The sequence below is a fragment of the uncultured Boseongicola sp. genome, assembly GCF_937988555.1.
GTDB lineage: Bacteria > Pseudomonadota > Alphaproteobacteria > Rhodobacterales > Rhodobacteraceae > Boseongicola.
Genome location: NZ_CALJXO010000349.1, coordinates 1 through 9,215, shown reverse-complemented (window position 1 = coordinate 9,215; position 9,215 = coordinate 1). Strand labels below are relative to the sequence as shown.

Below are 9,215 nucleotides of genomic sequence, written 5' to 3'. Positions count from 1 at the left end.
CATCGCGCGATCGCAATTGGCAAACGCATCGATAAAGCCGAACGCAAGCGGCTCTGGCATGAGCATCTTGAATACACAGATCGCCCCAGCTCGGGCTGCCTCTAGAGGGCGATCTTGCACGGGAAGTCGTCTTCACTGTCGATACTGCGTATATCTCGTTGGTCAGGCATTGGGGCGGTCGGACGTTTGAAGCGGTCGTTGGCCATTGCGGTCGCGGCGCACGAGGAGGCAGCGCACACCCGCTTTCTGCGTTCGAGGGAGGGCATCCGGCCGAGTTGAAGGCGACCGCTGCCTTGGCACTTAAAGAACAGGGATACGCCGGACGAGGGGAAATCACGGTCATCTCCGACGGGGCAGAATGCCTGAAACGTTTGGCCGGTATGCTGCCACAGCCGGTAATCCATATTCTGGACTGGTTTCATATTTCTATGAAGATTCAGCTTCTTGCCCAGATGGTGCTTACCGCTCCCGAAGGGCACCGATGTTTCGAGCAAGACATTGATCGGATCAAGTGGCGGATTTGGAACGGACAGCCAAAGCGCGCTTTGGCCGTGATATCGAGTGTCCGAAAGCAGCTTTCGTCCGAAATAGAGCACTGTGTTTGGGCCATGCGCGGGGACAGGCTATTGGAGAAACTTCAGACATATATCAGCCGAAATCGCAGTTCGATTGTGAATTACGCCGAACGCTATCGCGCTGGACAGCGGATCGCGACATCCCCAGCAGAGGCAAGCGTGAACACTCTCGTCGCGAAGCGATTTGTCAAAATTGAACGGTCTCATGCGAGATCCGCGATTGGATTGCCATGATTGCCGCTTGGCTTTGCTATGGAGATTGAAGGAGAGGTGTTGATCTCGTCTTGACAGGCTATGCTTGCTTCGTCCCGCAGAGCCGACGTTGGCGCAAGCCGCAGCGGACGGCCGCTTCGAGCCCAAAGCAGAAGTGACACGTCCGAAGCAGGCGCTGGTTTCTGTCAGCGCACCGTTGGCCGCTGCGGCAGGCGGGCTTTCGACAGACTGTTGTTTGCTGGACCCGCGCATGGCATATTACGCTGTCGCCTCGTTTGCCGGTGCTGCACTTGAACTTATCATCTGAAGAATAGGAATCCACGATGAAAACCGTTAGAACTGCCGTGATAGCCGTCTTGTTGACTACCCTAACCGCACCTGCCTTCGCGGAAGGCGATGCCGCCAAAGGGAAAAAGGTTTTCAATAAATGCAAAGCCTGTCATGCGGTCGGTGAAGGCGCAAAAAATAAAGTTGGTCCGGTGTTGACCGGTATCGTCGACAGCCCGGCTGGGCAGAACCCAGATTTCAAGTATTCGGCAACACTGATTGAGGCTGCCGAAGCCGGATTGGTCTGGGACACAGAGTCTCTGTCCGCGTTCTTGACGAATCCCAAGGATTTCATGGGCGGTACAAAAATGTCCTTTGCTGGGTTGCGCAAGGAATCGGACATCGAAAACATCATTGCCTATCTGAAATCGGCTGAATAACCATCTGTTGGGCGCGGCCAGAATCGAGTCTTGCTGGGCGGATTCGTAACTTCGTTAACTCAGATGAACCGATATGTCGGCGTTATTCCAAATCAAGCAACTTGGCGGAAATCGGTTACGGCTCTCTGCCGCAATCGGCGCCCGTTAGGGATGGATGACTAGATCATCGCTGCCCCCAACGACACAGAGAGTCTAATCCGTCGCGTTCTCCTTATGATGCCGAAACCACTACAATCCTATCAAGAACCCGACCCATCAATTTGATCGGCCCGCTAACCCATGCTTTGTCCCGCGGTTCCGCCATTCTGACCATCAATTTCGCCGCACCACGCTTGAATGGCCGCAATTTTTTGCTGCATCGCGATGCAATAACAGCGCGGGTCGTACATGACCTGACACCCAACATTTTTAGCCCCAGTCGCAAGGGGCCGTTCATGTTGGTCGGGGCGAGATCGTTTGGCAGGATCGCTGCGATGCGGCTAACGGCAGCAAGGAGCCCGATGCGGATGCTTATTTGGGCAATGCAGACAGCGGCCTCACGCCACTCTCGTGCTATGTGTCTTGTGCGCCTGACCCAACCTTGACCAAATCCACTCCGCGAAAGATGAGCCACAAAGCTAGTGCCATTTCGTTGATCCAGATGGGCAGCGAAAGGATCATGTCTATCGTGGAGCCCATCTCGACCCGGCCAAACAGGATCAGCAGGACCGACAAGAGCAGCATCAGTCCACCGAGCAGCCCCCAGAGTGACAAGATCGCAGGAACAAGACGAAAGCGGAACAGGGCCGGATAGAGGATCAACGTGCTGACGGAAAACACCATCAGCAGCAGAAGGAATGCCACGTCGTGGACCGCAATGGCGATCGCGCCGCCACCGGGTGTAAGCAACAAAAGCAGCCCAATTGCGGCGACAATGCCGATGCTCGCTTCAATCGCGCGAAGGCTGCCATAAGCCGGTGCCAGAATGCGGGAGCACTGCCAGAGTATCGGGAAAAACGCGACCGCGATCCCGGCGCTCGCGAGCGCATTTACGATTTCAAGCACAACACCCAGAGTGAAAAGGGGCATGCGTGTAAGGACATGTTCCGCGACATCCGGTGCCGTCAACATCGGCGCAATGATAATCTGACTTGCCATCGTCGCGGCTGTCGCTGTAATAAACAAAACCCCGGCAACAATGGTCTCGATCCGATAGTCGCTCATTGAACAGTCTCTCCGATCAAACATCGCAACGCTGAAAAGCCTGTCCCATAATACACGGCGCAAAATCATTTGGGATTGATCTGCCTCACGCCAAGCGCAACTTAAAAGCACCTAGCCAACTTGGCCCTCGGTTCCGATATTTGGGGTTTTCGTCACCCTGCACCTGAACCACAATCTTCCGCTTCGTCCGCATTGCGTGAATTCGCCCATCGGAAATTGTGCGGTTGCAGCGAAAGTCCGGTTCGACGGGCCGCGCCGCAGCATCCTGAGGTGGACGTGAACGGCAGCAATGGGCCGTTCATGTTGGTCGGGGCGAAATTGTTTGGCAGGATCGCTGCGATGCGGCTAACGGCAGCAAGGAGCCCGATGCAGTCATTCAACGTCCAGTTCAAGGCACGGCTCCGTTCATCCCAACTGGTCTGCTGGTTTCCCCGTGAGTGCCGCTGCCACAACTTCCGCGTCCTTGCCCACGCCAAGTAATAGTGAAGACCCTCGGTTTCGCAGGAAATGTGTGCCAAGAAACCATAGGCCAGGCACAACGTCGGATTTCCCGTCTGTCTGAAGCGGAAACCCTTGGTTGTCATAGGCGCCCCTTGTCGGAAGAAGGCTGTCATAGCCTGGCCGGAAACCTCCTGTAAACAGGGCGGCGCCATAGTCGGTGAGGTCAATCTCTGTCCGCGGCGTTCCCTTCAATTTGGTTTTTCCGCTAAATTCTGGAACAGCTTCGCCAATTTTCTCCGCTGTTGCGCTGAAGAGGTTACGGATGTCATTGAACCTGTCATTGGAAAATTGATTTGAGGCGTCAAGGTCATCGGCGAACTGGGCGACCTGGCCGTCGCAGCTTAGGAACCGCCCGACAAGCTCTACACCCTGACCCTGAAGTGTTTCGAAATTGATGTCCTGCGTGCCGCCATGATGGCCAGAGAGCAGTACGTTCCCGGCAAGTCGGGCGCCGTCGGGAAGATCGGCAAGGCGATGGTCGTAAAATCCAGCCCGTTCCGCCCACCAAACTATGTCTTTGCCGCCATAGCGCCGCTGGGCCCAGCCAACACGGCCACAGGCCAGCGTGACCGGCCGCCCGGCCATAGCCAACTCTTCCGAGATTTGTACGCCGGACTGGCCGCTGCCGATGATCAATATGTTTCCGTCCGGCAGGGCGCCGGGGCTCTTGTAATCACCCAATGTTAATTGCGTTAGGGTGTCGGGTAGGGTTTCCGCTCCATTGGGAAGATACGGTTTTTGAAAGGCGCCATTGGCCATAACCAGATTGCGGGATGACATGTCGCCAGCGCTTGTGCGGACAACAAAGCCCTCATCGGTCTTTGCGCAAGAGGCGACCTCGACGCCGCTGCGCACCGGGGCGCCAAAACTATCTGCGTAGGCTTTCAAATGAGCAACGATCTCATTCCTCGGCATGAAGCCATCGGGATCATCCCCCTGATAGGGATATCCCGGCATCCGCACCGACCAATTCGGTGTGACAAGGCAGAAGTCATCCCATCGATCCGCCCAACCCTGACCGATGTCGCCCTTCTCCAAGATCACATGTCCCGAATTCAGCTTTGTCAAAAAATAGCTGAGCGAAAGCCCGGCTTGGCCCCCGCCGATTATAATGGTTTCAAACTGCTCCATGATCGCCCCCCTGACCCTCGCATACTCCGTGACGGGTCCTGCCAAGGTCAAGTGCGGACAGATCCTGCCGGTTGGGTGGATGTGGAACGGCGGGAAAGTCCGCACACCGACGTTTTAGCCGACAAAAGTGCTGCGCCATGCACGAATGGCCGCAATGCGAAAGCTGCACCGCAGCGTTGTATGGAGCGGCCAAAGTCCGGTTGGGGCCGTCCTCGACCTCGGTTGTATGCTGCGGGCGCGAAATACCGCGATCTCAAACGCGGTTGGTTGGGCTCAGAGCGGCCGTTCGCTGCAGCATGCACGAACGTCTGCTTTGGGAAACCCGCTTAAGAAATATAGCGAGTGGGGGTGCTTGTTGTCTCGTACCTAGTTAATTTGGCACAGAGTGTCGAAGATCATTTGGAGTGTTGTCATGAGAAGTCTTGCTGCAACTTTGTTCCTATTTACCTGCCTGCCGAGCATCGTCTTTGCCGATCCGGCAACAGAATGCGGCGGAAGTAGTCAGGTTGAAATTGGGGCCTGTGTTGCTGATACGCTTCAACGTGTCGATGCGACTGTCGATATCTATCTGGACTTCGCGATGAGGTCTGCGGCAGAGCTCGATGAAGTAACTGGTCGAACGGTGGCTGTGCCAGCTCTGGAAGCTGCACAGGCTGCTTGGTCGGTTTATCGCGATGAACATTGCGGCTATGTCGGGGCGACCTTCGGAGGCGGTTCTGGGACAAGAATCGGGATCAATTCTTGCAGGATCGAGCTCGGTCGGAGTCGTGCAGCAGAGCTTATGCGCTACGTGCAATGAAGTCAGCAAAATCTATGTGAGCTCATGGCGATCAGTCAAATTCGTCAAGCCAACGAGAAGAAGCAACCGAATGTCCGCTCCGGGCAGAGCGGCCATTCGCCGCGCAATGCGTCAATGACTGCTCTGCGGTGCGGAGCAGCCGTTTACGCTATATTGCCCATAGGCAGATTCCGACCTATCGCTAAATATCGCCAAGTCGTAGGGCGTCGCTGTGAAGTCACCCCCCCCCTGAATGACCCGAAATCGGCCATCCAGAAAGCGTACTGATCAAGAACATTTCCGGCTACTTCTGTTTATGCTAGAACGCTTCGAGACTTGGATACGAAACATGGCGATCGATTGAAACTCTTCCTCAAGTACTTTTCATTTCTCGCGGCGGGGCTGGCAATTTGCGTCGTTGCCTTGCGCCTGATTTTCCCTTTACCGAACATTGTTGACAGACAAACAAGCAACGCGATCTCGGCTACCAATGGAACTTTGCTTGGCAACCTCATGATCCGCGGTATGGAGCCCCAAGCAGACGAAATGACTGGGATTATGCTGTTGGCAAGAGGAGACGACGCGCTCGCAAGCCGAATGGCACTTATTGACGCCGCAGAGGTCTCTGTGGATGCGCAGTATTACATTTGGCATGATGATGTATCCGGCATACTTCTTCTCGGCGCGCTAGAGCGTGCAGCAGGTCGCGGTGTGCGTGTCCGACTTCTTGTCGATGATAATGGAGTCCCCGGCATGGATGGCTATCTTGCGGCCCTCAACTCGCAGGACAACTTTAATATCCGTATCTTCAATCCGTCCACCGTACGAAGTCCAAAGATGCTCGGTTACGCATTCGATTTCTTTCGGATGAACCGCCGGATGCATAACAAGTCGCTAGTCGCAGACGGCGCATTTGCTATTATTGGTGGCCGCAACATCGGGGATGAATACTTCCGAGTTGGAGAAGACGTTTTCTACGTCGATTTGGATGCCATCGCGACCGGTGCTGCTGTCGCCCAGACAGCAACTATCTTTGACGCATATTGGAACGCGCCGTCTGTATTTGAAGCAGAGCGGATCATTGTTGGACAAAGGGATCAGGCGACGTTCGACGCGCGTTTGGAGGCAGTAAAATCCTCTGCTGGAGCCAAAGAAGTTGCGGACGAGTCGGTCAACAGTATGAAACGAATACTCGCAAATGGTGAAAGCCTTGAATGGACACGGGTGCAAGTCGTCGCGGACGATCCAACAAAGGGGCTGGGCATCGCAACACGTGACCAACTTATGATTTCGCGTCTGTTAAGTATTCTCGGTAGCGTCCATGGCAGCCTTGATCTCGCCTCTGCATACTTCGTTCCCGGGAAGAACGGGACCGCATTCTTTACTGAGCTGGTCCAAAATGGGGTCGACGTGCGAATATTGACCAATGCACTGGATACGACAGACGTGTTTTTGGTTCACTCAGGCTACAGCCGCTATCGTCGTCAATTACTAAAAGGCGGAGTCGATCTGTTTGAGCTGAAGTTGCGGCGCGAAAGCGTTGCAGAAGATTTGCAGATCCTGCCATTTAGTTTGTACGGTGCCAGTCTACATTCGAAGACATTCTCCGTTGATCAAGAGCGCGTGTTTATTGGTTCATTCAACTTCGACCCTCGATCCGCATTGCTCAATTGTGAGATGGGCTTCCTAATCGACAGCCCGACTATTGCAAAATCTGTATCGTCGATTTTTGATGGCCCACTTGCTTCCATCAGTTACCAGCCAAAATTAACCCCAGAAGGGAAAATGATTTGGCAGGAAAATATCGCAGATGGCGAAATAGTCATTTATCAGGAGGAACCGGGTGCAAGCTGGCTGACGCAAATCTCACTTTCGATCATTGGTTTTCTTCCTGTTGAATGGATGCTCTGACCACGGTATTCTGGCTCCAATCGACCCGAGGTTGGTCGTCCCCTTGTCCGCATCTCACGACGAGCCACGCGCTAACAACACGGACCATGAACTTAGGGGAGATAAACAGCGGTCATATTGGCGATTACTTCGCCGCGGGAGCCAAAGAATATAAGGCTTTCGCCCGCAATCCGGGAACTCTCAACGCTTTCGAGCAAAAGAAGAAGCCGTTTCTCCGCTTGATCAAGAGGCATTGGGCAGGCCATCCGTGTGGAAGCGGCTGGTCCGAAGTTAAGTTCCTGATCGTTGTAAGTGAAGGAAGCAGAAATCCGATTACAACCTACCGTGGCCCTCACAGAATTTTGGCTGCTGCCGTGCAGGACGAGATGTGGCTCTCTGAGATTGTTAGTCGCAGTTATCTTTTGCTCATAGATTTGATCAATGCGCCAATAGGTGTCGAAAAGCGATGCATTGGGGCCGATTGGTCTACATGTAGTCATATCTTCAGCCGAGGTTTTCGTGCCATCAGACACACCGTTGCAACGAGTGATTTCATCTATCCAGCCGCACAATTTGCTAACATCTGTGTATCGAATATTTTCGGTTTCTTCCGACCCTGAGGCCCCCGCTTTTACGCCACCTTTTACGATCCCGGCAAAGCGGTACTGGCCTTCTAAGGCGGTATCCATAATGTACAAAGGGCCTCCAGAATCTCCATAACCAGTTCTCTGGATTGACCCTGGGACGCCTACACAAAAATCATGCGCCGCGTCAAAGTCTGCACGGTTTGTTTCACACAAGCCAAATTCAGTAACTCGGGATTCGTAGTACTCCATCGGTGCCCCCTCGAGCCCTAGGCCAACGCCGACGGTCGTCGTGCTGGTACCAACTATTAGATGTTCTTCGAAGAAGTCAGCTATTTCTGCGCCATGTTCGGTCGCGTCAGATTCCAGCTTTAAAAGTGCAGCGTCCAAGCGTTCGGACCCGAGCCTAGCGGGAGAAAATCGCACATCTACTACACGTAATTTCGCTCCAAATGTCCCGTCGCTCTGCAGGTTCACGCCTACGAAAACAGGTGCACCACCAGAAACTGCGGCTTCGTACGAACTTCGACAATGCGAAGCTGTGAGCACCCAATTGGATGCAACCAGCGTACCACCGCACGCGTTGATCTCTTGACCGTTGTGACTTGGGTAAGGGCTAATCGAGCGGATGGAAACGTAAGACCGGAAAGAGTCCACATTGGCTTCGAGACCGTCGATGATCGCCATAGACGGCGTGGACCAGCATAGCAGAGCAAATGCAAAGATAATTCGCATAGTTGTATCCAAAGCTCCTCGATAGAACGATCAATGGTGAATTTGGCCCTCTAATGTTCAAGTGAAACGTAGCTTGGCCTTGAGTATTTGCAAATTGGCGTGGTTTTTTGCGACGGTAATGGGGGTCACTCAACACAAACGCTACTTGGGTTCAAGGCGGTCAAAAAGGGCTCAGAGCGGTCGTTCGCTGCACTGGCCGCTACTCGTGTTCGCCATCATTGCGACGACCCGAACCGATTGCGAACAACTTAGGTTTCTTCGAAGCCGCGGTATAAGTTGCAACCGTAATTGCTGTGGCCCCAATCAAGACAGTATGGCCAAGAATGCTTGCTGCAAGTATCGTATAGCTCCCGATCGCGGTAGCAAAGGCAACAGCCCACATTAACCCCAATGCCTGCAACACATAGTGACGTGTCGCAACATCGGGAATATTACGAAGCGGGCTAATATCAGCATCAAATATGAAGTTCCATCCGTTGACTACAAGTTGTTTCATCAAGCGTTCCCTACTGGTTCGGCGGCCCCTAGTTGGGATGCCATTTGTTTCCACATGCCTTCTATATTAGGGATACGGGAGAATGCTCCAGATGGATCACTTAACTTTGCTGTCCTTGCTGGCGATATCGCCGGCGCTGTCACTTGCTGAAAGCCTACCCCTACACACAACGCCAATACCCGAAACAACGATTGGTGTTCCCAGGTGCAGATCGGTGTTGACGCGGTCCCAGAGAGGCCGTGGCCATCCATGAATCTGTGCTGGGTCTGGTCCTCATGTTTAGACTTGCCGATAACCTGCGAGATCCCCTTAAACATTCGGAAGATGAGCTGATTGCAGCGCTCGTTTCCCGATTATCAGGTGACTCAAACGCCCACTCTGAATAACGACCCTTGGGTCTGC

At 53.8% G+C, this 9,215-nt stretch carries 9 protein-coding genes; 5 read left to right on the top strand and 4 right to left on the bottom strand.

Annotated elements, in window-relative coordinates; all coding sequences use genetic code 11:
• Positions 1-293: 293 nt before the first annotated feature.
• The 3 genes from Q1B15_RS20565 to Q1B15_RS20555 all read left to right on the top strand — a co-directional run bounded on the left by Q1B15_RS20565 (position 294) and on the right by Q1B15_RS20555 (position 1,495).
• Complete coding sequence (locus Q1B15_RS20565) at positions 294-809, top strand: hypothetical protein (protein ID WP_299757464.1); 516 nt, start codon at positions 294-296, stop codon at positions 807-809.
• Between the two features lie 64 nt (positions 810-873).
• Positions 874-1,095 (top strand): hypothetical protein, encoded by a 222-nt coding sequence (locus Q1B15_RS20560; protein ID WP_299757461.1) that lies wholly within the window; start codon positions 874-876, stop codon positions 1,093-1,095.
• 16 nt (positions 1,096-1,111) lie between these two features.
• On the top strand, positions 1,112-1,495 hold the full coding sequence (locus Q1B15_RS20555) for a cytochrome c family protein (protein ID WP_299757459.1): 384 nt from the start codon (positions 1,112-1,114) through the stop codon (positions 1,493-1,495).
• A gap of 552 nt (positions 1,496-2,047) precedes the next feature.
• Here Q1B15_RS20555 and Q1B15_RS20550 read toward each other — a convergent pair.
• Positions 2,048-2,698: a DUF4386 domain-containing protein gene (locus Q1B15_RS20550; RefSeq protein ID WP_299757457.1), complete on the bottom strand. Its 651-nt coding sequence runs from the start codon at positions 2,696-2,698 to the stop codon at positions 2,048-2,050.
• A gap of 405 nt (positions 2,699-3,103) precedes the next feature.
• On the bottom strand, positions 3,104-4,330 hold the full coding sequence (locus Q1B15_RS20545; RefSeq protein WP_299757454.1) for an NAD(P)-binding domain-containing protein: 1,227 nt from the start codon (positions 4,328-4,330) through the stop codon (positions 3,104-3,106).
• Positions 4,331-4,742: 412 nt separating this feature from the next.
• Here Q1B15_RS20545 and Q1B15_RS20540 point away from each other — a divergent pair, with 412 nt between their 5' ends.
• Both Q1B15_RS20540 and Q1B15_RS20535 read left to right on the top strand, forming a co-directional pair.
• The gene (locus tag Q1B15_RS20540; protein ID WP_299757452.1) at positions 4,743-5,129 is read left to right on the top strand and encodes a lysozyme inhibitor LprI family protein; all 387 of its coding nucleotides are present in this window, start codon (positions 4,743-4,745) and stop codon (positions 5,127-5,129) included.
• A 339-nt stretch (positions 5,130-5,468) separates the two neighbouring features.
• Positions 5,469-7,019, top strand: a complete 1,551-nt coding sequence (locus tag Q1B15_RS20535) for a phospholipase D family protein (RefSeq protein WP_299757449.1) — start codon at positions 5,469-5,471, stop codon at positions 7,017-7,019.
• A gap of 92 nt (positions 7,020-7,111) precedes the next feature.
• On the opposite strand, the gene Q1B15_RS20530 is transcribed toward Q1B15_RS20535, so the two are convergent.
• Positions 7,112-8,317, bottom strand: a complete 1,206-nt coding sequence (locus Q1B15_RS20530) for an META domain-containing protein (RefSeq protein WP_299757447.1) — start codon at positions 8,315-8,317, stop codon at positions 7,112-7,114.
• A gap of 199 nt (positions 8,318-8,516) precedes the next feature.
• Positions 8,517-8,813 carry a hypothetical protein gene (locus Q1B15_RS20525; RefSeq protein ID WP_299757444.1) on the bottom strand — a complete coding sequence of 99 codons (297 nt, stop codon included), beginning with the start codon at positions 8,811-8,813 and terminating at the stop codon, positions 8,517-8,519.
• Positions 8,814-9,215: the final 402 nt, after the last annotated feature.

Bases quoted from the DNA above. Each gene is read 5' to 3' on its own strand.
- Q1B15_RS20555 (WP_299757459.1), top strand. From the start codon at position 1,112: ATGAAAACCGTTAGAACTGCCGTGATAGCCGTCTTGTTGACTACCCTA.
- Q1B15_RS20545 (WP_299757454.1), bottom strand. From the start codon at position 4,330: ATGGAGCAGTTTGAAACCATTATAATCGGCGGGGGCCAAGCCGGGCTT.
- Q1B15_RS20540 (WP_299757452.1), top strand. From the start codon at position 4,743: ATGAGAAGTCTTGCTGCAACTTTGTTCCTATTTACCTGCCTGCCGAGC.
- Q1B15_RS20550 (WP_299757457.1), bottom strand. From the start codon at position 2,698: ATGAGCGACTATCGGATCGAGACCATTGTTGCCGGGGTTTTGTTTATT.
- Q1B15_RS20525 (WP_299757444.1), bottom strand. From the start codon at position 8,813: ATGAAACAACTTGTAGTCAACGGATGGAACTTCATATTTGATGCTGAT.
- Q1B15_RS20530 (WP_299757447.1), bottom strand. From the start codon at position 8,317: ATGCGAATTATCTTTGCATTTGCTCTGCTATGCTGGTCCACGCCGTCT.